Origin of the sequence: Flavobacterium fluviale (genome assembly GCF_003312915.1) — a bacterium.
Classification (GTDB): Bacteria; Bacteroidota; Bacteroidia; order Flavobacteriales; family Flavobacteriaceae; genus Flavobacterium; species Flavobacterium fluviale.
In genome coordinates, this window is sequence record NZ_CP030261.1 from 1,091,920 (window position 1) to 1,116,468 (window position 24,549).

At 34.4% G+C, this 24,549-nt stretch carries 27 protein-coding genes; 1 reads left to right on the top strand and 26 read right to left on the bottom strand.

What is annotated here, in order from left to right; all coding sequences use genetic code 11:
- Positions 1-119 precede the first annotated feature (119 nt).
- The 22 genes from HYN86_RS04920 to HYN86_RS05030 all read right to left on the bottom strand — a co-directional run bounded on the left by HYN86_RS04920 (position 120) and on the right by HYN86_RS05030 (position 19,678).
- On the bottom strand, positions 120-824 hold the full coding sequence (locus HYN86_RS04920) for a polysaccharide deacetylase family protein (protein WP_230406430.1): 705 nt from the start codon (positions 822-824) through the stop codon (positions 120-122).
- A 68-nt stretch (positions 825-892) separates the two neighbouring features.
- Positions 893-1,954 carry a beta-ketoacyl synthase N-terminal-like domain-containing protein gene (locus tag HYN86_RS04925; RefSeq protein WP_113677040.1) on the bottom strand — a complete coding sequence of 354 codons (1,062 nt, stop codon included), beginning with the start codon at positions 1,952-1,954 and terminating at the stop codon, positions 893-895.
- Complete coding sequence (locus tag HYN86_RS04930) at positions 1,954-3,153, bottom strand: beta-ketoacyl-[acyl-carrier-protein] synthase family protein (RefSeq protein ID WP_113677041.1); 1,200 nt, start codon at positions 3,151-3,153, stop codon at positions 1,954-1,956. The genes HYN86_RS04925 and HYN86_RS04930 overlap by 1 nt, the downstream gene beginning before the upstream one ends.
- Before the next feature lie 87 nt (positions 3,154-3,240).
- On the bottom strand, positions 3,241-3,498 hold the full coding sequence (locus HYN86_RS04935; protein WP_012023174.1) for a phosphopantetheine-binding protein: 258 nt from the start codon (positions 3,496-3,498) through the stop codon (positions 3,241-3,243).
- 2 nt (positions 3,499-3,500) lie between these two features.
- Complete coding sequence (locus HYN86_RS04940; protein WP_113677042.1) at positions 3,501-4,118, bottom strand: beta-ketoacyl-[acyl-carrier-protein] synthase family protein; 618 nt, start codon at positions 4,116-4,118, stop codon at positions 3,501-3,503.
- 21 nt (positions 4,119-4,139) lie between these two features.
- Positions 4,140-4,778: a hypothetical protein gene (locus HYN86_RS04945; protein WP_113677043.1), complete on the bottom strand. Its 639-nt coding sequence runs from the start codon at positions 4,776-4,778 to the stop codon at positions 4,140-4,142.
- Positions 4,775-5,929: a beta-ketoacyl synthase N-terminal-like domain-containing protein gene (locus tag HYN86_RS04950; protein ID WP_113677044.1), complete on the bottom strand. Its 1,155-nt coding sequence runs from the start codon at positions 5,927-5,929 to the stop codon at positions 4,775-4,777. The genes HYN86_RS04945 and HYN86_RS04950 overlap by 4 nt, the downstream gene beginning before the upstream one ends.
- Positions 5,930-6,202: 273 nt before the next feature.
- Positions 6,203-6,652, bottom strand: coding sequence for an acyl-CoA thioesterase (locus HYN86_RS04955; protein WP_071635812.1), 450 nt, complete (start codon positions 6,650-6,652; stop codon positions 6,203-6,205).
- Entirely contained in the window at positions 6,627-7,910 is a 1,284-nt protein-coding gene (locus tag HYN86_RS04960) for an ABC transporter permease (RefSeq protein WP_162789287.1), read from the bottom strand. The genes HYN86_RS04955 and HYN86_RS04960 overlap by 26 nt, the downstream gene beginning before the upstream one ends.
- Positions 7,900-8,652, bottom strand: coding sequence for an ABC transporter ATP-binding protein (locus HYN86_RS04965; protein WP_113677045.1), 753 nt, complete (start codon positions 8,650-8,652; stop codon positions 7,900-7,902). Before HYN86_RS04965 ends, HYN86_RS04960 begins: the two co-directional genes overlap by 11 nt.
- Before the next feature lie 6 nt (positions 8,653-8,658).
- On the bottom strand, positions 8,659-9,657 hold the full coding sequence (locus HYN86_RS04970; RefSeq protein ID WP_113677046.1) for a BtrH N-terminal domain-containing protein: 999 nt from the start codon (positions 9,655-9,657) through the stop codon (positions 8,659-8,661).
- On the bottom strand, positions 9,657-10,061 hold the full coding sequence (locus tag HYN86_RS04975) for a hypothetical protein (protein WP_113677047.1): 405 nt from the start codon (positions 10,059-10,061) through the stop codon (positions 9,657-9,659). Before HYN86_RS04975 ends, HYN86_RS04970 begins: the two co-directional genes overlap by 1 nt.
- Positions 10,062-10,383: 322 nt before the next feature.
- Entirely contained in the window at positions 10,384-10,851 is a 468-nt protein-coding gene (locus HYN86_RS04985) for an ABC transporter permease (protein ID WP_162789289.1), read from the bottom strand.
- A gap of 4 nt (positions 10,852-10,855) precedes the next feature.
- Positions 10,856-11,287 (bottom strand): hypothetical protein, encoded by a 432-nt coding sequence (locus HYN86_RS04990; protein WP_113677049.1) that lies wholly within the window; start codon positions 11,285-11,287, stop codon positions 10,856-10,858.
- The gene (locus HYN86_RS04995; protein ID WP_113677050.1) at positions 11,288-12,421 is read right to left on the bottom strand and encodes a beta-ketoacyl-ACP synthase III; all 1,134 of its coding nucleotides are present in this window, start codon (positions 12,419-12,421) and stop codon (positions 11,288-11,290) included.
- Between the two features lie 17 nt (positions 12,422-12,438).
- Positions 12,439-13,341 (bottom strand): NADPH-dependent FMN reductase family protein, encoded by a 903-nt coding sequence (locus HYN86_RS05000; RefSeq protein WP_113677051.1) that lies wholly within the window; start codon positions 13,339-13,341, stop codon positions 12,439-12,441.
- A gap of 224 nt (positions 13,342-13,565) precedes the next feature.
- On the bottom strand, positions 13,566-14,450 hold the full coding sequence (locus tag HYN86_RS05005; protein WP_113677052.1) for an LpxL/LpxP family acyltransferase: 885 nt from the start codon (positions 14,448-14,450) through the stop codon (positions 13,566-13,568).
- The gene (locus HYN86_RS05010) at positions 14,450-14,704 is read right to left on the bottom strand and encodes an acyl carrier protein (RefSeq protein WP_057115545.1); all 255 of its coding nucleotides are present in this window, start codon (positions 14,702-14,704) and stop codon (positions 14,450-14,452) included. The genes HYN86_RS05005 and HYN86_RS05010 overlap by 1 nt, the downstream gene beginning before the upstream one ends.
- Positions 14,697-15,932 (bottom strand): beta-ketoacyl-[acyl-carrier-protein] synthase family protein, encoded by a 1,236-nt coding sequence (locus HYN86_RS05015; RefSeq protein ID WP_113677053.1) that lies wholly within the window; start codon positions 15,930-15,932, stop codon positions 14,697-14,699. The genes HYN86_RS05010 and HYN86_RS05015 overlap by 8 nt, the downstream gene beginning before the upstream one ends.
- A 216-nt stretch (positions 15,933-16,148) precedes the next feature.
- Entirely contained in the window at positions 16,149-16,880 is a 732-nt protein-coding gene (fabG, locus tag HYN86_RS05020) for a 3-oxoacyl-ACP reductase FabG (RefSeq protein WP_113677054.1), read from the bottom strand.
- 9 nt (positions 16,881-16,889) lie between these two features.
- Positions 16,890-18,119 carry a WG repeat-containing protein gene (locus tag HYN86_RS05025; protein ID WP_113677055.1) on the bottom strand — a complete coding sequence of 410 codons (1,230 nt, stop codon included), beginning with the start codon at positions 18,117-18,119 and terminating at the stop codon, positions 16,890-16,892.
- A gap of 38 nt (positions 18,120-18,157) precedes the next feature.
- Complete coding sequence (locus HYN86_RS05030) at positions 18,158-19,678, bottom strand: HAL/PAL/TAL family ammonia-lyase (RefSeq protein ID WP_113677056.1); 1,521 nt, start codon at positions 19,676-19,678, stop codon at positions 18,158-18,160.
- A gap of 101 nt (positions 19,679-19,779) precedes the next feature.
- Between HYN86_RS05030 and HYN86_RS05035 the strand changes: the two genes are divergently transcribed.
- Positions 19,780-21,030, top strand: a complete 1,251-nt coding sequence (locus HYN86_RS05035) for an NAD(P)/FAD-dependent oxidoreductase (RefSeq protein ID WP_113677057.1) — start codon at positions 19,780-19,782, stop codon at positions 21,028-21,030.
- 227 nt (positions 21,031-21,257) lie between these two features.
- Here the strand turns inward: HYN86_RS05035 and HYN86_RS05040 are convergent, their stop codons facing one another.
- The 4 genes from HYN86_RS05040 to HYN86_RS05060 form a co-directional block, all read right to left on the bottom strand.
- The gene (locus tag HYN86_RS05040; RefSeq protein WP_113677058.1) at positions 21,258-21,863 is read right to left on the bottom strand and encodes a hypothetical protein; all 606 of its coding nucleotides are present in this window, start codon (positions 21,861-21,863) and stop codon (positions 21,258-21,260) included.
- A 530-nt stretch (positions 21,864-22,393) separates the two neighbouring features.
- Entirely contained in the window at positions 22,394-22,729 is a 336-nt protein-coding gene (locus tag HYN86_RS05050) for an L-rhamnose mutarotase (protein ID WP_113677060.1), read from the bottom strand.
- A 5-nt stretch (positions 22,730-22,734) separates the two neighbouring features.
- Entirely contained in the window at positions 22,735-23,592 is an 858-nt protein-coding gene (locus HYN86_RS05055) for a fumarylacetoacetate hydrolase family protein (protein ID WP_113677061.1), read from the bottom strand.
- A gap of 186 nt (positions 23,593-23,778) precedes the next feature.
- On the bottom strand, positions 23,779-24,543 hold the full coding sequence (locus HYN86_RS05060) for an SDR family NAD(P)-dependent oxidoreductase (RefSeq protein ID WP_113677062.1): 765 nt from the start codon (positions 24,541-24,543) through the stop codon (positions 23,779-23,781).
- Between the last annotated feature and the right edge of the window lie 6 nt (positions 24,544-24,549).

Sequence of the window (24,549 nt, forward strand, 5' to 3'; positions counted from 1 at the left end):
TTTTCAAAATGTGCGTTAATTTTTTTTGCCACAGATTAAGAAGATTTCCACAGATTAATTACCTAATAAAATCTGTTTTTATCCGCGTCTTCGCGATAGCGAATCTGTTTCATCCGCGTTCAATTTCCATAAGCTTTAAGATTCAAAAGCTCTTCAATCGAAATCACTTCATAATTATTCTGCTGTAAAAATTGCAAAAACTGTTCCAGTACCAAAACAGAATGTTTTCCTGTATCGTGCAAAAGTACGATTCCGCCGGGAGAAATATACTTAATTAGCCGATTGAAAATTAAGTCCTGATTTTTTGTTCCTCCGTCAAGCGAACGAATACTCCATCCGATTGTTTTATGTCCGGTTACATTTAAAGCTCTTCTTATCGAAGGAGTTGTAACTCCATAAGGTGGACGAAAGAAGTTTATTTTTTTGGAAGTATATTTTTCCAAGAGTGCATCTGTTTTCTGAATTTCTTCTCGGATTTGTTTGGCATTATAAAAATCAAAAAACTTTGAATGGCTGTAGGAATGGTTCCCAACCAAATGACCTTCGTCAATAATTTGTTTTACGATTTCAGGATGTTTTTCGATATTTTTTCCAATGCAGAAAAAGGTAGCTTTGGCATTGTGTTTTTTCAGAAGTGCTAAAACTTCTAAAGTAAATTCACTTGGGCCGTCATCAAAAGTTAAAGCAATTTTTTTTTCTCTTTCTGATGGATTGCTGCAGTAGGCTTTTACATGATAATTGGATGAAATTCTCGCAGAACCAACGGCATTTATTCCCAGCCAAATTAAAATTACAGCACAAAAACACCATATATTTATTGCCATATAATAGTTTATAAGAAACATTAAAAGCAATAAAAAGATAAAAAATATCGAGATGTTTTTATGCGTTATCATTTTGAAAGTAACGTAAAACTATGATTTTTTCCGTTTAATTGATTGTACAATAAAATGGTTTTATAAGCTGGTTTTGAAACCGAATTTACTTTTGCAATTTCAGGAATTTCCTGCGTTTTTAAAATTTTAGCCGCCATCCAGAAAGCAAAAGCAGATGCAGTATCATATTCGCCGCTCAAATGTTTGTAATACAAAACAGGCGTTTGTGCAAAATCATTTTCAGCCAGATTTCTGTAGTAATTTTCGAAAGCTGCGTTTCCATCAAAACCTAAAACCAAAGCATCAACATCTGAAATTTCCAGATTATTTGACTTTAAGAAAGATGTAATTTCAGCTTCAATTTCATTTTCTGCCAGCGTATTTACGATCGCAATATCTAGAAGTTCAGCGTATGTGTTTTCTTTTCTTTCGTTTTCCAACACAAAAAAACTAGCGCCTTCTCCATAAACTGCACCGCTTGTAGTTGAAGTTAAAACATCATAAGGAGCTGTATTGTCTGCTTTAATACGGCCGTTTAATTTGAAAAGAGCGGTTGTATATTCACCATTTTCATCGACACCGCCCACTAAAATTGAATTGGCTTCGTCTTCTTCAATCTGCATTTTAGCATCCAAAAGAGCCGATTCAAAAGAAACTGCTCCATTTACATACGTAAAATTATAACCTTTACATTGCTGTAAAAGAGCAATCTGTGCGCCAACCGTATTGTGCGTCGATTGAATAAAAGAAGTTGGCGTTAAAAATTCTTCTTTATTGTCGAGAATGCTTTTCAGGAATTTTTCAGAATCTTCAATGCATCCTAAACCGGTTCCGGTAATAATGGCATCTACTTTTTCGACATTCGCATCTTTCATGGCCAAAGCCGAAGCTACGATTCCGTTTTTTACTCCTTTTGCCATGCGTCGGCTTGCAGCAGGCGAAATGTATTCTTTATAAGCCGGCGGAACAATTGCCAGTACATTTTCATCATGATTGACAATGGCTTCTTCTAAAAAAACAGTATCAAATGTTTTTTGAGTCGAAATACAGCCTACTCCATTTATATATGTTTTTTTCATTAGCTTTTTGAAAATATAAGAGTTGAACAATTTCCTCCAAAACCAAAAGAGTTAGATAAAACGTGTTCGATATTTTTATTTTTTAAGGAAGTCTGAGGCGTCAAATCGAATTCTTCCATCTGCGTTTCAAAATTCAAATTTGGGTAAACGACATTATTTTGGATTGACAAAACACTATAAACCGCTTCAATCGCAGCCGCAGCCGCTAAAGTATGTCCCGTAAAAGGTTTTGTAGAACTAAAATCGGGAACTGTTTCCTCTTCGTAAATTCGGCGTAAAGCTCTTCCTTCAGACAAATCGTTATTTGGCGTTGCTGTCCCGTGAACGTTGATGTAATCAATTTCAGAAGGTTTTAATCCCGAAACTTCAAACGCTTTTTTCATGGCGAGAAAAGCGCCGTCTCCATTTTCAGAAGAAGCAGTTTGGTGAAAAGCATCGTTTGCATTTCCGTAACCGGAAACTCTTGCCAGCACTTTTTTATTTTGTTTCTCGACAATCTCATCCGATTCTAAAACCAAAAAAGCAGCAGCTTCTCCCAGATTTAATCCTTTTCTGTTATTGTCGAAAGGTTTGTTGTAGTCGTCAGATAAAATCATCAAAGTCTTAAATCCGTTGATGGTAAATTTAGACAAAGCATCAGCTCCGCCCACAATAACTCGGTCCAATTTTCCGGTTTTGATTAATCTTGCGCCCAGCATAATAGCATTTGCAGCAGAAGAGCAAGCAGTGCTGATCGTTGAAACCATTCCTTTTAAACCCAGTTCTTCGGCAATTTTATCTGCAACATCGCCGCCGTCGTGACACGCAATATATTTTACTAGCTCCGGTTTTTCGAAATAATCGTAATAATGCTTCTCTGTCATGTCCATTCCGCCCACACTTGTAGCCGAAATAAGTCCGGTTCTAAATTCGTTAATCGAGGTTATGCCGGCATTTTCAACAGCTTGTTTTGCTGCCAAAGTACCAATCATAGCGGTTCTTGAAAAATTATTATCGCTGTTTAATTCCAGTTCAGCGATGAGATCATCGTTAGTTTTTTTGATTTCACCAACTTTAATAACATCTGCATGAACTGTCGAAATATTTTGAATACGGGAAATCCCGATTTTATTTTCGATTAACGAATGATAATTTTCTTCAACCGAATTTCCGATCGAAGAAATAATTCCCATTCCCGTTATTGCAACACCTTTTGCCATTTTAGATTTTAGATTTATGATTTTAGACTATGGATTCTAAATATTTCTGTCTAAGAAATCTAAAATCTAAAGTCTAAAATCTAAAATTTATTTAGTTCTGTTCGCGCTAATGTAAGCCGCCATAGTTTCGATAGACTGGAAAATTGTTTTTCCTTCTTTCGGATCTACTAATTTAATTCCGTAATCTTTATCTAAAATCACGATCAATTCAAGTGCATCAATCGAGTCTAAACCTAAACCGTCTCCAAACAAAGGATCGTTATCAGCAATGTCTTCGATTGTGATATCTTCAAGATTAAGAGTTGTAATGATTTTATTTTTTAATTCTTCTTTTAATGCTTCCATGATTATTTATTGTATAATGTATTGATAGTCTCGTTTGTATATTTTTCGTTTTCTTCCTTGCTGATCGTGCAAAGAAAAGCTTTATAATTGTCGTTAAAAAATTCAACCCAGCCACAGAGAACGGTATCCGCTTTATTTGTGTTTAACAAAATCTCCGAATAGTTCCACAAAAACTCAGAATTGAAAGCATCAAATATAAAGAAAGAATTTTCACTTTTCAGCTGATGGCGGATACTTATTTCGCCCAAACATATATTTGGCAGCGTATACACGAAAACCGCCGGACTCGGAAAATAGTTTTCTTTGTCTGAAATCGATTCCTGATATTTTACATCTGTATCTAAACTCGACGATTTATTCGCCAAAACCAAAGCAATATTATTTTCCTCTTCATTTGAAGTAATCGGACTCAAAAGCAATTCTGATCCTAAAAAAGCCAGTTTGCTCAAAGCATCCATTTTGAAAAACTTAGGATATTGCATTTCAAAATTACGATAGGCTTGTTTAGAGAAATCAGCAAAATCTGTCGGTTCAATTTTGAATACAGAAGTTCCGTTCAAAACAATTTCGTTGTTTTGGATGGTGATGTAGGATTGTATGTAGGTTTTGTTTTGAGTCATTATTAAAGTGGTAATCTGGTACTAATTTATTCGTTTTATGATTCCAGTTATAAGTGTTCGATCTAATAAATTACTTTTATAAACATAACTTCCATCTTCAAGAATATCTATTATTTCTACGTAGATTTTTTCTCCAATTAAATATTCGAGTTTCTTATTGCTGAGTTCTAAATAAGTGAGAACATAATTCGTATCATCAGTCCATTCAATTTGATATTTTGAAAAATCCGTTGGACTTTTTTCTATCTGAAATTTATCATCTCTTTCTATTATTATATCTAAATAACTGCCATCATTATACTTAAATGTGCCATTTTTGAATTCTTTACATTTAGAAAATTTTGACTTCTCCAATTTTTTATTTTCAAATTTTGAGTTGATAAACTTAAAAATAAAATCAAAACACTTATTTCTTAACTTACTATCTGGATAATATTCTATATTTTTTTGATATTCTACTACCTTAGCTATATTTTGCTGATTTTCATAAGTTGTTTTTTCTGGAATTACAACAACTGAACTTGTCTTACCAAGATTGTCAACACAAAAATTTACTGTTAGAATGTCGATCGTTTTTACATCATCGACGAAAAATTCATCTTGAATTTGTGCATTAATATTTAAATAAAATAAAAAGCAAATACAAGTAACTATTCTCATTTAATTATTAATTTTTTTATTTTCTCAAAAACCACAGCCGTATTACAACCTCCAAATCCAGAAGCCGTCTTCAAAAAATACTCAATACTTGCCTCTTCATTTTTCTCAATCACATTTATAGATTCACTTACACCAATTTCATCAAAACCTTTCGATTCAAAAAGTGTATTTTGATTCGCAGATTCAATCGCGATTACCGTTTCCAATAATCCCGAACCGCCTAATGTATGACCGTAAAATCCTTTTAAACTATTTACTGGAACATCTTGTAAACCCAAACGGCTGAATGCAATGGCTTCCATTTCGTCGTTAAATGGAGTTGCGGTTCCGTGTGCTGAAATATAATCTAATTTATTGGCTTCGATTTGAGCTTCTTTCAAAGCATTTTGAATACTTCTGAACAAACCTTCGCCCGTTCTTGAAGGCCCAGAAATATGATTCGCATCGTTTATCGAACTGTCGCCAATTACTTTTATTTTGGCATTTTTGGCTTCCGCCGAAACTAAAACTGCTGCGGTTGCTTCACCTAAACTTACTCCGGTTCTATTTTTAGAATACGGTTTACAAGGCAGATCGCTCATGGCCTGGAAGGCGTTAAAACCTGACAAAACAAATTCTGAAACTTCGTCACCGGCAACCACAAAAACATTGTCATAAAGTTCAGACTGAATCATTCTTTTGGCAACAGAAACGGCCAAAATTCCAGAAACGCAGGCATTTGAAACTACAATTGGCTGTGTTTGAAATTGGAAGAAATCGGCAATGTTTTTTGCTAAAACATCTAAATGTGCGTTATTAAAACTTTCCTCAGAATTGTTTTTTAGAGCCGTAACATTTCCTTTTGTAGTAGAAAGAATAAAAGCCGTTTTTGAATTTAATTCAACTCCAGCATTTTTGATAATCGGCTCTAAAGCCAAAATCATCATTTTCTCTAAACGGGAATATTGGGTTTCAGTACTGATTTTTGAAAAAGCACTGTTTATTTTTTCATCAGAAATGATAGAAGCATAAAACGAATTTGGCATCAAAGAAATGTCATTGTGAAGCTGGATACCAGAATCACCGCGAAGAATCGCTTCAGTATTGGACTCAACATCAAAACCTAAAGGCGTGATACAATTTGTTTCTGTGATGTATATTTCTCTTAACATTTTTTGGTTCGATTTCTCCTGCAAGGTTTTCAAAACCTTGTAGGTATATTTTTTTAACACATAGATACATAGTTTAGTTTGCCTGAAAAAGGCATTTCATTTGTTTAAACAAACATAGCTATGTGTAAAATCTTGATTTTATTTAATTCTTTTATTCCCTTTTAAATTCTATGATTCTATGTGTTTAATTTTTTTGCACGCAGATTCTTTAGATTTTAGAAGATTTTCACAGATTTTCTTTTCTTATTCGTGAAAATTAGTGCAATTCGTGTTCTACTTCAACAACCCCACTTTTCGTTTCCATTCCTCATAAAAAGGCGGATTCGTAAGCATTAGATTTCCTTCTTTATCTAAAAAAACCTGAACAGTTTCTCCAGTACAAGCGACTTCGCCTTTATCATCAATAATTTTAAAGCGATAAATCATTTTGGCAGCGGGCGTATCAACAACTGTTGTTTCAATGGTAACGACATCACCGTAGCGCAAAGACAATTTATGTTCGCATTTTGATTTTACAATCGGCGTTGTATATCCTGTATTTCCAATATCTAGATATGTAAGTCCGTGTTTACGTCCAAACGCTTCTCGTCCATCTTCAAAATAGGTAATATAATTGCCGTGCCAAACAATTCCAAGCGGATCAGTTTCGTTAAAACGAATTCTGATTTCGTGCGAAACGGTTAAGTCTGTGGCTTCGTTATACTGTTCTTTTCTTTTTGTCATAAAATAATGCGATGGCTGTTGTGAGAATGAAAAACAAAAATAATAAACTTATTTTTGGGATGATTTCGAGGAAAGAAACGTTACGTAGTAAAACGTCATAAAAAGCGTCTAATCCCCAGTTCATTGGAGAGGATTTGGCAATGATCTGCATGATTTTCGGCATGGCAAAAACGGGAACCCAAATACCGCCAATTGCCGCCAGAATAATTACGCTCGTGGCACCAAACGGAGCCGATTGTTCCTGCGTACTCGCAACGGTTCCTAATAAAATTCCGAAACCAATTGCGGCGAATCCTGAAAATAAAGCGACAACGCTCATCAAGGCTAAATGTCCTTCAATATTTAAAGACGGAAGTCCGATAGATGGAAATAAAAATACTGCAACGGCAACCATCATATAAAACTGAATCATACAAATAATCGAGTAGGTAATGGTTTTACCAATAATCACTACTAAGTTAGAAACGGGATTGGTTCTTAATCGAATAAAAGTTCCCTGTGATTTTTCTTTTACAATATTGATCGATAACGGAATCACGATAAAAAATATCGCAAAAAGTGTCCATGCGGGAACGTTATGCTGCACCGAATTCGGGCGAACTTCTTTGTTGTTTATTTTCGGAATAATCTCTTTAAATGAAATGAAACTTTTTTGTTCAAAATCAGTAGTTCCTTCTCCCAGTTGATTTTGAAAAGTGGTATAAATCGATTTAGTTTCGATTTGCGAAATCATTTTGTCGATTGAACTCATGACCGCATTTTTAAAACTCATTTGAACCGCCGGATCGAAATACAGTTTTACTTCTTTTTCTTTTATGATTCGTTGAGGTTCGCTGGCTGACGTACTATCCGTCATGCCTAAACTGCTCACAATTTTTTCGACATTTTGATCAACTTTCGCTTGTAAATCAGAACTTAAATTTTCTGGAATTACGATTGCCAATTGAAATTTTCCTTTGTAAACATTTTCTCGGGCAACATCTTCCGTAATCGTTTTGTTGTCGATTTGTGTAACTACGCTGAACAAATTACTTTTTTCAAGATTTTCAAAAACGGTTTTAGAAACCGAACCTTTGTCATTATCAACCAATAAAATCGGAATTTTAGAATCGCTTACGGTTTTAAAAGTACTGTCCTGAATCAATGTAACGGTAATTACCAAAACCAAAGGCATTATGAACAAAATAATCAAACCGCCTAAATCGCGTTTAAGCAGTAAAAATTCTTTTACGATAGACATCCAAATTTTATATATCATCTCTCAGGTCTTTACCGGTTAATGAAATAAAAACGTCTTCGAGATTTCTAGCTTCTTCAACAGAATTGATTAAAGTTGAAGGAGTTCCTTTGGCGTAAATCCGGCCTCGGTCTAAAATGGCAATATTCGTGCAGAAATCTTCGGCTTCAGCCAAATGATGCGAAGTATAAATAATAGTGGTTCCGTTTTCGTTCAACACTTTTAGATAATCTATAATGGCATTTTTAGACTGAACATCAACACCAACGGTTGGTTCATCTAAAAATAAAACTTTCGGTTTGTGCAAAATTCCCGCAATTAAATTGACACGGCGTTTCATTCCGCCCGAAAAGGTTTCCACTCGTTTATCGGCAAATTTTAATAAACCCAAAAGGTCTAAAGTTTCGATTACTTTATCTTTTAAATCAGAACCTTTTAAGCCGTACATACTTCCAAAATAATGGAGGTTTTCGCGGGCTGTAAGAGTAGGGTATAAGGCATATTCCTGAGGAACAACACCTATGATTTTTTTAATTTTTGATGAATGATTGGAGTAACTTAAATCGTCAATTGTAAAATGTCCCGAAGTTGGTTTAACCAATCCGCAGAGCATGGAAATTAAAGTAGTTTTTCCGGCGCCGTTTGGGCCCAGAAGGCCAAAAATTTCTCCTTCATTTATATCTAGCGAAACATTGTTCAAAGAATACTGGTCGGCATCTTTGTACTTTTTCGAAAGGGATTCTATTTTAATTATAGGCTGCAAAATATCTTAACTGATGGCTTTTTTTAATTTTTTAAAAAAGATTTCTTCCCTATTGGCAATGTCCAAAAGTTCATCGGCAATAGTGTTGTAAGCGTCTTCTTTGGCACTTCTGTTTTTGTAAATTCTTGAAGCTTCAACAGCAAAGTCACGCCATGAATCGCCAATTTTTGTCATTTCTTTAGAAAGATCTTTTAGTTCTTCATTATTTAAAATAACCGAAGCTTCCTGTAAAAATGCAGCATAAATAAAACGGAAACCTCCACCTCCTGTTCCAATTTCTTCCTGCATACGAACCATTTGTGCCAGATAATGATTGGCTTTTTTGGTGCCGTGTTTTATGGGCCATTTTCTAATTTGCTTTGAAACAAATTTGATGCCTCGAACACCAACAATTGGCATTGGCGCCAGCATATCGCGACAGGTATTTTTGATTCCTTTAATGATGGCACTTTTCAAATCCACGTTGGCTGGAACCTGAATAGGATAATACATTTGGCCTCGTGGTGCAAAAGCTCCTTTTGCAAAACGAACTTTGTCTAACTCTTCGTGCGTTAAAGTGGTTACGGTTTCCATAACAGGATCGCTCACTAAATAATCGGTTTCGGTTTTTCCGTAAACGACTAAGTTGTGTGCGTTGAAATGAAAACGATATTCGTCAGGAAAATAACTTAAATTATAAACGCCGACTTGTAATCCGGTTGGGATATTATTTTTTAAATTTTCATCTAAAGCTTTATTGGCATTTGAAACTGAAGAAAATTTTTGTCTTTTTATTTTTAAATTTAAACGATTGGCAACTTTATTGAAAATTTGTCCTGGCAGAGTTCTGTAACTAATCGCCGGAGCATAATTTACTTTTATAAAAGGCAGATATACAAAGAAAAGTCCAGAGCCAATACCAAAAACCATCGGTTCGCTGATGTTTAATCCGCTGTTTTTTAGCAGATTTGACGCTACTCCATTTTCACAATGAGCAGACTGATGATGTGTGAAAGATAATTCCATTATTTGGTGATGCTGTTTTTTAATTCTTCGATTGATACTTCAAAAGTATCCGCATATTTTTTCAAGATTTTGTCGTTTAGTTTGGCAAAAACCTCAGGTTTAAAATGTCTTTTTACGCGCCATTTCCACATTCCGACATAACTGGCTAAAATTGTAAGATCCATTTTGTTGACTTCCATAAAATAAACGATCGGACTGGCTTCGCCATTTAAAACTTGTTGTTTAGCTTCAGAAATACGCTCGTTTATTTCATCGATAGAATTCGATAATGCAATTGTTTTAGGCTCCCAGCCAGTGCTTAAGGTTGTGGTGTAATTGCCATTTTCATCAGTTGCGTATAAAAGCTCTTTAACGTTGTTTTTTGTTAAGTTACTTTTATCTTGAGGTACTTTATCTTTTTCCATAGTGCTAATTTAATTTATTAGAAACATACAGATAGAAACTATACATAAACTAATTATTAAAAATCCGAGATTTGCAAAGGCTAAAATTCGCTGTTTCTTCACAAATAAATAAATCATTTCTATTAGTAATCCCAAATAAAACATTTGAGTGATTAAAAACAGAATGATAAAAAAACCTAAACCGCCATCTACATGTTTATGTCCGTTTTCGTCACAAAATTTATGAGGATCGTAGGTAAAATGCCAAAATAAGAAAACCAAACCCAGTAAAAGAATCAAAATTCCGATTCGAGTTACTATATGTAAAATGATTTTTTTTGAATTATTCAACTGAAACTGTTTTTTGAATAAACAAGTTAATTTCGCATTCTAAAAGTAACTGGTCTTCGACAGAACTTTGACAGCTCATCGTGCATAAAGTGTAATCGTCGCCGGCAAATTTTGAGACTAAATCTGCTTTGGTAATTATGGTATCGCCGACTTTTGGCAGCGAGTGAATTTTTACATTTTTTAAGGCACTGATAAAACCAATTACATTTACGTTCTCATTTTCCGTTCCGTTTTCGTCAAAAAAGTATTTTTTTCCAACAATAGAAGAACACGTCTGTGCTGTATTTTCAATTAGACCCGCTTCAATAAAAACATTATTCTGTACAAAAATATTGTCTTCTTTTATCAAAAAAGTGGTTTCTACAAAGTTGGCATCAATATCCAAAATCAAATCTACCATAAGCATTGGTGCTCGGTGCGGCAAATAATTTTGTATGTCAACTCCAGTATTCACGATCATAATATTATTTTGCTAAAACAGTTTTCATCTGCCCGTTTGCAATTTCTTCATTATTTAAAGTTGTCACGATATTTACCAAAGTAATCCCTGCAAATTCCTGCAGAATGGTTACTTCAGATTGAATGGTGTCGTTAGGTTCTGGAAGTCTTTTTATTTCAATTTCTTTAATAGAACCGATGTATCCGGTTGGCGCAGTTTCATTTCTTAAAAAAAACTGATAACCAGTATGAAGTGCCACAGATTGTGCCATATGTTCTATTAAACCAGCTTCTAGAAAAGTATTGTTGTTTACGAAAATATTTTCCTGCTGAATTTTCAAACCTGAAACCAGAGAAGTTTCAGTGTAAGAATGCATAGCATCTACCATTACAAAAGGGAACTTTTGCGGTAATAAATTTTCTACAGTTTCTTTTTCTAAAAGTGCCATTGTTTCCATTTAGCAAACTGTTAAATACGCATACGCGAAAGAAAATCTTCCGCTTTCTGGAACAGATAAAAGAATGTGATCTCCTTTTTTCAAATTTCCTGAATTCATCAATTCTTCAAGAGCCAAGTAAATAGAGGCAGAACCTACATTACCAACTCTCGAAAGATTCATAAACCATTTATCATCGCTCATTCCGATTCCTTTTTCTGATAAACCTTTTTTCAATCCTTCCACAAAAAAGTTAGAAGAAACGTGCGGAATAAAATAAGTAATATCGTCTGATGTAACGTTGTTTTTGTCCATCGCATCTTTCATGCTTTCGGCACCTTTTGACAAGATAAATTCGTCTAACAATTTAACGTCTTGTTTGATAGAAAAAACTGATTCGTTCAACCATTGCTCTGGTGCATAATCGCTCCATGATTTGATTTCGCCGTTTTCTAATTTATCACCTCCGGCGTACATGCAGGTTTCTAATTCGTAAGCATACGAAAAAGCTTCCATCCATTCTATTTTTAATGAAATTGGACCTCTTGGTTTATTTTCTAAAAGAAAAGCACCAGCTCCATCAGATAACATCCAACGTAAAAAATCTTTTTTGAAAGCAATAATTGGCTGTTCTTCCAGACTTTTTAAATTGTCTGCTTCGTGATTGTATTTTTGGGCATTCAGCCAGGTTGAAACTTTTTCTGATCCTGTGCAGATTGCATTTTTAGAATTTCCAGACCTTACCGAAAGAAAACCAAATTTAAGAGAGTTCATTCCGGCGCAGCAAACCCCTGTTGAAGAGTTTAATTCTACCGATTTGTTTTTTAGCAGACCATGAACCATCGCAGCGTGCGAAGGCAGGAAAATATCCGGAGTTGAGGTGCCGCATGAAAGTACTTCTAAATCCTGAGGCGTAAAATTTTCGTCGAATAACGGCAAAATTGCATTTTTCGTTAATTCGGCATTGCTGTGAGTGCTTTTTCCATCTTTATCAACAGCATAATATCGGCTTGTAATTTTATTGTTGCGCAAAATAATACGTCTTGCTTTTGAGGCAGTATCGTTGATAAGTCCTAAATAAGCTTCCATTTCATCGTTAGAAACAGCGTCATTTGGCAAATATTTTGCAGCTTTTGTAATATATACTTCAAACATAATCTAAATTTCGTCTTCTAAACTCCTTGATAATATTGAGTTTCCTTTTTTATAGTTTTTAACTTAAGCGGATAGGTAATAAGGTGCAATATATACACTATTGGTGAAATTAACCATATCGCAAGGAATAAATAAACATTAAATACTTTAAGAAGCTGTTTTCGGTTTTTTTGATTTTTATAAATGATATTTGACCATTTATTGAAAATTTTATTGGCTGTTTTGTCGACAGTCACTAAATACGAACTTATTTTTACAGCTCCAGCTTCGACTAATTTTGGCTGTAAATTAGCAAAATTGTTATTGTTTAAGGAATCTAATATGATTTCTCCAAACTGACTGGATTCTTGTATGTCTTTTTCTGAAACTCCTGGCAGCGGAAAAATACCGAGATACTTTTTCTTAACACCAGAAAACATCCATTCCACAATTGTTATTACGCTGATTAAATTTCCAACGCGGTCTACCAAAGCTGCGTTTCCAACTAAATCTGCATTTGCTTGTTTCAGCAGAACTTTAATTTTTTCCTGCGCCATGATCCACATGTTTCTAGAACCGCTGATTGTAACAACAGGCGTATTATTTAAAATTTTCTTGGCATCATCACTTTTCAAAAAAGAATTAATCGGAATTGAAGGCGATAAATACCAAACCTGATAATGAAAAAGCACCAAATCAAATTTTGTGTTTAAAATTTCTTCTGGAACGGGTTTTAATGCTGTCGGAATCTGTAAAAACGATTCTGGAAAAGCATCAAAAAAAGAATCTTTATTCCACGGAAAAGGAAATGGTTTTTCTAATTGTATTTCGTGAAAAGTGAGATTTATATTCTCTGAGTTTAGAAATGGTTTTGCAATGTTTCTTGCAATAGATTCCAGTTGTCCCGACTGAGAATAATAAATTATGAGAACATTTTTCATTTAGGTTTTTCTGCTTTGGTGGTTAGCAAAAATAGGTAAATTTATTTAAACGAATTTTCTTATTTGATGCGCAAAGTTTTGTTTGTCGCTAATTCCTGAATTTTTTACCATTTGCAGTTAATTGGGTTTAACTTCCAAAAAATGATTTTTAGTTTTTACCAGAGATTAAAAGATTTGTAAAGATTATTTTTTAAAAAAACCTTTGCAGCTTTGAGCCTTTGCAGCTATGAACCTTTAAAAGCATTCCAAAAATCGAAATAATTAAACCATTGAAGCGGATATTTTTTTAGAATACTTTCAACACTTTTGACGTATTCTTTCAAAAGTGCTTTTTCGTCGCGGTGTTTTACTGCTGCTTCTCTCGCATATAAATGATAATGCAGATTGGGCTCTTTCATTACATAAACAAAAACTACAGGAACTTTAAGTCTCGAAGCAATTAGAAAAGGACCAGCAGGGAAATTTGCTTCTTTTCCTAGTAATTTTTCTGTTAAAGATTTCGTGCCTTCGAAATAACGATCACCGGTAAAACAAACCAATTCGTTATTGGCCAAAGCAGCATTGATCTCAAAAATATGAGACAAATCTTCTTTAATGATGATAAATTTAACGGTTGGTTTTTGGGTAACAGTTTCCAAATAATTCTTAATGGCAGAATGTTCTAAATCTGTAGTAACTAAATTAATTTGAAAATTAAGATCAATATCTCCCAAAAAATGTTCGGCAATTTCAAAATTACCGACATGCGCGCTGATCAAAACACCGCCTTTTTTCTCGGCAAGTAATTGTTTCAGTGTTTCGATTCCGTCAAATTCGTAAGTGAATTTATTTCTTAGACCAGCCGAAATCGAAATTTTATCAATAATAGTCTGTCCAAAAGTGTAGTAACTTTTGAAAACCATTTTCTTGGATTTGAAATTGGAGTATTGCAGCCTTTCTTTAAAATAATAAAAAATGGCCTTGTTGCTTTTTCTTAGAAATAAAAAATAATAAGAAGCGACAAAATAAAGTAAGACATAAGCGGCTTTGACACCCGCTTTTTGAATCAAAAAAACGAATATTTTATAACCTAAAACTGTTCCTTTTGATTTGCCATCCCATTGACTCATTAAACAGCTTTAGCTTTTAGTTTAGTTTCGATTAGGTCATAGAAATTCTGAAAAGTAGCAATTCCAACAAAATCAGCTTCAACCAGTTTTACACCAAAATTAGATTCGATAGAAACTACTAGATCAACATAATCTAAACTGTCTAATCCCAGTGTGTCTTTTAAATTAGCATCTGGTTCAATATCGTCATTATCTACTTCAAATTCATCAACCAAAAAACCATTAATTCTTGCTATTATCTCTTCTTTATTCATCGTTCAATTTAAACTTTTTAACCACCAACGCAGAGTTGGTTCCTCCGAAACCGAAAGAATTGGACAAAAATATGTCAAATTTTTTGTTTAACGTAGTTTTAACTAAATTTAATTTTGAAGCATCTTCATCTGGATCTTCCAAATTGATGTTTGGCGCGATAAAATCGTGCTGCATCATTAAGGTCGAATAAATTATTTCACTGGCTCCAGCCATCCAGCATTCGTGCCCTGTCATTGATTTTGTAGAACTTACAGGGGGATTTTTTTCTCCAAATACTTCAAAGATAGCTTTTGCTTCGTTTGCATCTCCAACAGGTGTCGAGGTTGCATGAGCGTTTATGTATTCAATATCAGAAGCATTTAATTTTGCATCTTCAAGCGCACGTTTCATTGCTGTTGCAGGTCCGTCAACGTTTGGAGTTGAAATGTGCCCGCCGTTTGATGAAAATCCGTAACCGCCTATTTCTGCAATAATATTCGCACCTCTGGCAATTGCAGACTCATAACTTTCAAGAATTAAGGTCGCACCGCCGCCGCTTGGGATTAATCCGTCGCGATCTTTATCAAAAGGTCGTGAGGCTTTTTCGGGATCGCTTTCTCGGTTAGAAAAAACACCCAAACCATCAAAACTGCTCATCGCATATTTGTTGATTTCCTGTGCACCGCCCGTAATTACAATGTCTTGAAAACCGCTTTTTATTAAAAAATAGGCTAATCCAATGGAATGCGAACCACTCGCGCAGGCTGCACTTACAGTAAGATTGATACCGCGAAGTTTGAAAATCGTCGAAAGATTCATTGTTACGGTAGAATTCATCGATTTAAAAATTGCTCCAGAACCAATTAAGGCTGTGTCTTTTTTTTCTCGTACAATATCTGTTGCGTCAATGATTGCTTTAGAAACACTGTCGTTTCCATACATAATACCCACTTCATGCTCATCAAAAAAAGCATCATCAATATTTGCATTTTTCAATGCTTCTATAGTTGCCATATAAGCATATTCGGTCTCTTCACCGATGCTCATACGCTGTCTGCGAGTCAATAAATTTTTTAAATCGGCTTTCGGAACCATTCCTGTTAAAGCTGATTGGAAACCAAATTCTTTACGTTCAGAATCAAACTGAATACCAGATTTTCCTTCGTATAATGAATCTTTTACTTCGTCTAAAGAAGTTCCGATACAAGAATAAATTCCCATTCCAGTAATTACCACTCTTCTATTCATCGTCTTTCAAAGTAATTTTTTATCCTTAAAGTGTAATTTTTAAAACAAAGGCACTAAGTTTTTATTTTTTAATCTTGCCACAAAGGCACTAAGTTTTTTTTAAAGTCTTTTTTGCTAAAACTTTGCAACTTAGCTCCCGATAGCTATCGGGATTGCGAGCAATTTTTGTTGTTAAATAAAAAACTTTAAAAACAAACTTCGCAAACATAGTATTCTTTAAGAATATATTCCGCCGTTTATATTGATAATTTCTCCAGTAATATAGCTTGCTTTTTTAGAAATCAAAAAGCTTACCAAATCTGCAACTTCTTCGGCTTCGCCAAAACGATTTACCGGAATCAGCTTTAATAATTCTTTTTCATCCAGCTCACTTGTCATATCAGTTCTAATAAAACCAGGAGCAACAGCATTAACTGTAATATTTCTTTTGGCAACTTCTTGTGCCAAAGCTTTTGTTGCTGCTACAATTGCGCCTTTTGCTGCCGAATAATTGGTTTGTCCTGCAGTTCCTTTTACTCCAGAAACAGAAACCATATTTACAATTCGGCCGTATTTATTGCGTAGCATTTTTTGAATAAAAAATTGTGTCACATTAAAGAAACCATTTACGCTTGTATTCAAAACACCGCTCCAGTCTTCTGGAGTCATCCACATAAAAAGTCCGTCTTTTGTAATTCCAGCATTGTTTACGATTGCTTCGACCAATTTTTCAGGATTTGCTTCCTGCCATTGCGTTAAAACGTTTTGTACTTGTTCAAAATTAGCCACATCAAAACCTAAAATTTCTCCTGTTGCGCCTAATTTTTGTATTTCTCGTAATGTTTCTTCGGCAGCTGTTTGATTCGAATGATAATTAATCAGAATATGATAATCAGATTCTACGGCTAGTTTTTTACAAATAGCACTTCCGATTCCTCTTGAACCGCCTGTTACTAATACACACTTCATAAGTGAAATTTATTTCTTTTTCTTAGCTGCTGGTTTCGTAGTCGATTTGACAGCAGTTTTAGTTGTTTTTGTTTCTTGTTTTGTGGCTTCAGCTGGAGCAGATGCCGGCTGATGTCTTTCTGCCGATTTTGAAAACAATTCAGCATTTTCAAACCATTGGTTGCTTAATACAGTTCCGTCTGGTTTTAGAAATCCCCATTTTCCTTCGTTTTTTACTCTCGCAACACCATCAATAAATCCTTTATCCTGCTGTACAAACATCGCGATAATGGCATTTGTCGTAATGCCGTATTGTGTTGGAATTACCAATTTTCCAGATTCGTTGATGAATCCCCAATTGCTTTCTTTTACTGGAGCCAGACCGTTTGTGCTAAAAACTTCTGCGTCACTGTAAGTTGGTTCAATTACAAATTTTCCTTCTGGATTAATGAATCCCCATTTTTTTCCAACCAAAACTGGCGCTAGGTTTTTTGAGAACGCTTTTCCTTTGTCATAAATAGGAAGAATTGCCCAATTTCCTTTTAAATCGATGTAACCAATTTTTCCGTTCTTTTTAGCAAAAGTCAAATCTTGAGTTTCAAAATCCCAGATTTTTTCAGCGCCGTCAACAGGAATAAATTTTCCGCCGCTTACCAATCCGAAAGTTTTATCTTTTCTGGCCCAAGTGGTATTCTTGAAATAATTTCCAATTTCTGCATAAGAAGGTTCAACCAATTCCTTTCCGTCGGTATTTATGATTCCCCAGTTTTTGTTCAGTTCCACTCTTGCAAAACCATTTTCAAAAGGTTTGATCTGATCGTATTTTGGTTCTAAAACAACCGCCATTTTATTGTTGATCAAACCAACTTTATTGTTTTGTCTGATGAAAGCAACTCCATTACTAAAATCAAATAATTTTTCAGAAGCAGGAGCTTTTTGAGTTTCTCCTTTTCTATCAATATAAACCCATTCTTTTCCTGTTTTTACAATGGCAATTCCGCTGTTAAAATCTTTAGCTTCATCAAAAGAGGCAGGAATTATCCAGCTTCCTTTAGCATCAATAAAACCCCATTTTCCGCCATTTTCAACAGCAGCCAATCCTTCAGAAAAGCTTCTGGCAGATTTGTATTGAGGCTCAATTTTAAAAGATCCGTCTTTGGTAATATATCCAATTTTTGAATTCTTTTTAACTAATGCCAGTTCTTGACTATTAACAAATTGAATGCAGCACAGCAACAAAAAAAGAAATGGTTTTTTCATGATTTTAAGATTCAATATTAATAATGTAAAATACAGGTTTAACTATTTATCAAATAATCTTTTACTTTTTGTACAAAAGGATACATTACCTGATCTTCTTTAAACGCTGGAATTATATTGCGCACATCGTCGTACCATTTTCTAGTAACAGACGAAATTTTATCTTTTTGTCCTAAATAATCAATCGCTTGAACGATTGTGATTAATTCGATAGCTAAAACTTCAAAAGAATTCTCAATAACTTTTGATGTAATTACCGCAGCATTTGTTCCCATGCTCACAATGTCTTGATTGTCATTGTTGTTTGGAATACTATGAACGTACATTGGGTTTGACAGCATTTGGTTTTCGGCAGTTGTTGAGGTTGCAACGAATTGTACTCCCTGCATTCCAAAATTAAATCCTAACGTTCCTAAGTTTACAAATGGAGGAAGAATTTCGTTGATTTTCGAATTCAATAAATAATTCAATTGACGTTCTGCCAGCATCGTTAATTTGGTAATAACGATTTTCAGTTTATCCATTTCAAGCGAAATATAATCTCCGTGGAAATTTCCGCCGTGGTAAACGTGTTTGTTTTTTACGTCTATAATTGGATTGTCGTTTGCCGAGTTAAATTCGTCTTCTAAAATAGAAGCTACATTATTTATAGTTTCTAAAACAGGTCCCAAAATTTGAGGCACACATCTTAGTGAATAATATTCTTGAACCTTTTCTTTGAAGATTTCTTCGGTGTTTTCTCCAGAATATAAATGGTCTTCTCTTTTACGGATTAAAGTACTGTCAGAAAGATTTTTTCTCATTCTTTCTGCCACTTCCTGCTGTCCTTTATGACGTTTGGTTTGGTTTAATTCTGCTGAGAAATGATCATCATAAGCTTGAACCAATTCGTTAATTGCGCAAGAGGCTTTTAGCGACCAATCTAATAATTTTTGAGCATAATGAACATTTACAACGCCAATTCCTGTCATTACAGAAGTTCCGTTGATTAATGCCAGTCCCTCTCTAATTTCTACTTGAATTGGTTTTAAACCTTCAATTTCGAAAACTTCTGGAGTTGGTCTTCTTTCTCCTTTATAAAAAACCTCACCTTCACCAATTAACACTAAAGCTAAATGTGATAATTGCACCAAGTCACCGCTGGCACCCACGCCGCCATGTTCAAAAATTAAGGGCGTAATATCTCTATTGATTAATTCTGCCATTAAATGAATTACAGAAGGATGAACTCCTGAATTTCCTAAAGACAAAGTATTTAATCTTGCTAAAATTGCAGCTTTTGCACACTCAGGACTTAATGGTTTTCCTGTTCCAGAAGAGTGGCTTCTAATTAAATTATATTGTAATTGAATTTGATCAGACTCTTTAATTCTATATTGAGCCATTGGGCCAAAGCCAGTATTTACTCCGTATATAACTTTGTTTCCTGAGAATTCTTTTAAGAAATTAAAACTCTCATTTACTCGGTCTAGAACGACATCACTAATTTTAACTTTTTGATTTCCAAATATTATGGCTTCAAATTCCGTTAAACTTAAATATTCATTAATTGTATTCATTAAATCGATTTTGGTTGTGCTAATTTAATTTTATTTATCAAAATAAATGTAGTTATTTTGATGTAGGCAAATGTAGGCTAATTAATGATAATAATTCTAATATGACAAAGGAGTTTGTTGATGTTTTAGTGATTGGTGCAGGACCATCTGGTTGTGTTTCGGCATCGTATCTGTATAAAAACAATGTTAAGGTTAAAGTTGTAGAAAAAACGAAGTTTCCGAGACTGGTAGTAGGCGAAAGTCTTATTCCTCGTGTTATGGACCATTTTGCTGAAGCAGAATTGTTTGAAGCGCTTGATGCGATGAACTTCGAGAAAAAACTAGGAGCTCGTTTTATTAGAGGAGAAGAAATCTGTAATTTTGATTTTAGTGTAAAATTTGGCGATGGCTGGGATTGGACCTGGCAAGTTCCTCGTGCTGATTTTGACAACACGATGGCACAGGAAATAGTTCGCAAAGGAATTGATCTGGAATTTGAAACAGAGGTTTTGGAGGTTTCTTTTGAAGGAAAGAATTCAAAAACAATTGTAAAAGATGCAGACGGGAATTTAAAAGAAATTCACGCTAAATTTATAATCGACTCAAGCGGATATGGACGTGTTTTGCCAAGACTTTTAGATTTGGATACTCCGTCAAAACTAGACCCGCATTCTTCTATTTTTACGCACGTAAAAGATATTAACAGACCAGAAGGGGAAGAAGGAACTCAGATTTCTTTTGATATTTTGGAAACAGAAGTATGGCTTTGGGTAATTCCGTTTTCCAATGGAAATACGAGTTTGGGAGTTGTTGGTCCAACTGATTTTATCAATTCTCTTTCTGAAAATAAAGATAATGCAGAGGCTCTCCGAAATGCCATTCAGAAATCGGATTATTATATTAAAAGATTTGCCGGAACTGAATTTTTATTCGAGCCAGTTAAATTAGAAAACTATTCAAGGGCGGTAAAAAGAATGTACGGCGATGGTTTTGCTTTAACTGGAAATAGTTCTGAATTTTTAGATCCAGTTTTCTCATCTGGTGTAGCTTTTGCAACCGAGTCTGGAATGCTGGCAGCAAAATTATACTTAAAAGAATCACAGGGAATTTCTGTTGATTGGGAAGTTGAATTTACGCAATATATGAAACGCGGAATTGCTGTTTTCACGACGTATGTACAAGAATGGTACACAGGAAATCTTCAGACTTTATTTTTCCATCAGCCCGAAAATGCAGATGTGAAAGAAAAAATATGTTCGGTATTAGCAGGATATGTTTGGAATGAAGAAAATCCGTTTGTCAAAAAACACGATCACGTAATAGCCAATATGGCGTATTTATTAAATATGCAAAAAGAACAAAGCCCTGAATAATCAGGGCTTTTTTATAGAAAGATAATTCATTTTCTAGATTCATTCCGTAGGAATGTCTCGTCGGTAGAATATGAAATTTGAATTGCGATAATACGTTCCGTAGGAACGTTTGATTAATTGATTCACGTATATTATTTCCATAAATCAGATGTCCCTACAGGACATTACTGCAAAACGACAATTTTTTTTTAAACCGATGAGATATTCCTAAGGAATATTTGATATTTTTATTTAAAAGCCTTTTTTAATAAAAGTTTAGATAATGATTTTGCTGTTTTTGCGTATCCTTCTCCAATTCTAGTTTCGTTATTAAAATTGCTTCCCCATTGATCTCCGGGTGCATCAACACTTGAAATTTCTAATAAGACATTTGATTTATTTGCCGTTTCAACAAACTTTAAATTTGTAGTAACTTTTGCGGGCTGTTTCATAATTCCTGCATCCCATCCTGGATAAATCCAAACCGTTTGCACAATTAAAGTGTAAGGTGTGTTTAATCCTTCCTGAAAATTGACCTCTTTACCAGCTTTTGTCATTACAATATTTCCGATTTCTAAAAATTTAGGAGTCCAGATTTGATCTTTTGCCACAATCCATCTTTTGTGCCAAAGATTTCCATTTCCTTTTGCTTTTTTGTCTAAATCGGCTATATGCTCTTCAACATATTGGGATTCGGGTTTGTTTTCTTTCATCATAGTAAAATTACTATAATCAAATTCGGTGTTGATTTCTTTTTGATCTTTTAAAAAGTCAAAGTTTCCCTTCACTATATTCATATCTTGAGCAAATACAGCCCCAGAAATAAATAAGCATGCAATAATTAGTTTTTTCATTTTTGGTTAATTGAGATTTATTTTTAGCTGCTAAAAGTAATCAAAAGGATGAATAATAATTTATTTTTCATATTAAAATATTATTGTCGTTTTTTCTCAATAACAAAAGCGGATTCCTCATTTGGAATTCGCTTTATTTTAATATTTGTTTATTTACCAGCTGAAAAATGCAGATGTAAAAAAAGGGTTTTGTTGGGTAGTTTATGACAGGAAAGGAAAATATCCGTTTTGTCAAAAAACACGATCACGTAATAGCCGATATTGCGTATTTAGTAAATGTGCAAAAAGAACAAAGCCCTGAATATTCAGGGCTTTGTTTATCAAAAAATAATTCGTTTCTTGATTTATTCCGTAGGAATGTCTCGTCGGTAGAATATGAAATTTGAATTGCGATAATACGTTCCGTAGGAACGTTTGATTAATTGATTCAGGTATGTTATTTCCGTAAATCAGATGTCTCTACAGGACATTATTGCAAAACGACAATATTTTTTTCTACCGAGATATTCCTACGGAATATTTTTAATCAATTACAATTCAAATATCTTATCCATTAAAATCCATTTTTGTCCTGGTTTTGCCCAAGGAAGTGCTTGCTGGAATTTCCACATCAAAGTTTCCCATTCCTGCACTTTTTCATTGGCAGCATCGGCTTTGTCTTTTTTCTCAAAAGAAAAATTCTCGTCGCCTTCGATGATCATGAAAAGTCTATTTCCTGTGCAATAAATATCCAAAACTAAAATTCCAGCATCTTGAATGCTTTTTTTTATCTCCGGCCAAATATTTTCATGCAGTTGTTTGTATTCTGCAATTAAATCTGCGTCGTCTTTTAAGTCTAGTGCAAGACAAAATTTTTGAGCTGCCATAAATTTTATTTTTGTTGATAAGCTACAGCAGTTTGTTTACTTGTGCCTAAACCTTCGATTCCTAATTCGATTACGTCACCTGCTTTAATGTAAATTGGATCTGGTTTGATTCCTAAACCAACTCCTGGAGGCGTTCCTGTACTGATAACATCGCCAGGAAGCAAGGTCATAAACTGACTTAGATAATGAACCAAGAATGGAATCTTAAAAATCAAGTTTGAAGTATTACTGTTTTGGAATGTTTTTCCGTTTACAGTAAGCCACATTTTTAGGTTATTTACGTCGCCCACTTCGTCTGGAGTTGCCATAATTGGTCCAAGAGGAGCAAAAGTATCAGAACCTTTTCCTTTTGCCCATTGCCCGCCGCGCTCGATCTGGAAAGCTCTTTCGCTGTAATCATTCAAAAGGCAGTATCCAGCGATATAATTTGGTGCATCTTCTTCAGAAACATAGCTAGCTTTTTTACCTACGACAAATGCCAATTCTACTTCCCAGTCTGTTTTTTCGCTGTTTTTTGGGATGATCAAATTATCATTTGGCCCGCATAAAGAAGTTGTAGATTTAAAGAAAATAATTGGTTCTTCTGGAATTGCAGCGCCAGTTTCTTCACAGTGATCTACATAGTTCAATCCGATGCAGATAATTTTTGAAGGACGTGCAACCGGCGAACCTAAACGTACTGAATCGCTCACTTCTGGTAAAGATGGATTGTTTTTTAAAGCTTCTTTTAATTTTGCTAATCCGTCATTTTCAAAAAAAGCTTCGTTATAATCTGTTACGATAGACGAAACATCATATCTTTTATCATTTAGTAAAACACCTGGTTTTTCCTTTCCTTCTTCTCCAAATCTAATAAGTTTCATATTTTAATTTTTTAGTAAAGTGTTTTTTCTGCCACGAATTCACGAATTTTTATAAATCATAATTTGTGAAATTCGCAGTTATTTTTTTGACGCAAATTTCACAGATTTTTTAATCCTTTTAATTCGTGAATTCGCGGCTATTTTTTCGCACAGATTTGAACTCTTTAATCTGTGGCTAATTTTTTTTTAGTTGTTTAATTTAATAAAACCTCCGTCAATTGGGTAATCTGAACCTGTTATAAAAGACGATTCGTCGCTGCATAAGAACAAAGCAAGTGTTGCGATTTCTTCAGGTTTTCCCATTCTTCCGATTGGTTGTGACTGAGATAATTTTTCGAAGATTTCTTCTTCTTTTCCAGGATAATTTTTAGCAATAAATCCGTCTACGAAAGGCGTATGAACTCGCGCAGGAGAAATAGAATTACATCTGATTTTATCATTTAAATAATCTTTTGCAACCGATAAAGTCATGGCCATAACCGCTCCTTTTGCAGTAGAATAAGCAAAACGATCCGGAATTCCAACCCAGCATGCAATAGAAGCTAAGTTTAAAATTACACCTCCGCCAGAACTTCTAAGTGCAGGAATCGATGCATGAAGACAGTTGTAAACACCTTTTACGTTTACATTCATGATACGGTCAAAATCAGATTCTGGAGTCGTGTCTACTTTTCCAACGTGAGCAATTCCGGCGTTGTTTACTAGAATATGAATATTTCCGATTTTCTCGAAAGTCGTTTTAACTTGTTCGTGGTTCGAAACGTCGCAGGCATGCGCGAAAACATTTCCGCCGTTTGATTTTATTTCTTCAACCGTTTCTTTTGCACTTTCTTCACTCAATTCTAAAATGTGAATTTCAGCTCCTTGTTTAGCAAATAAAACCGAAATCGCTCTTCCAATTCCGCTTCCGCCGCCCGTGATAATTGCTTTTTTATTTTGTAATGAAAACATTTGATA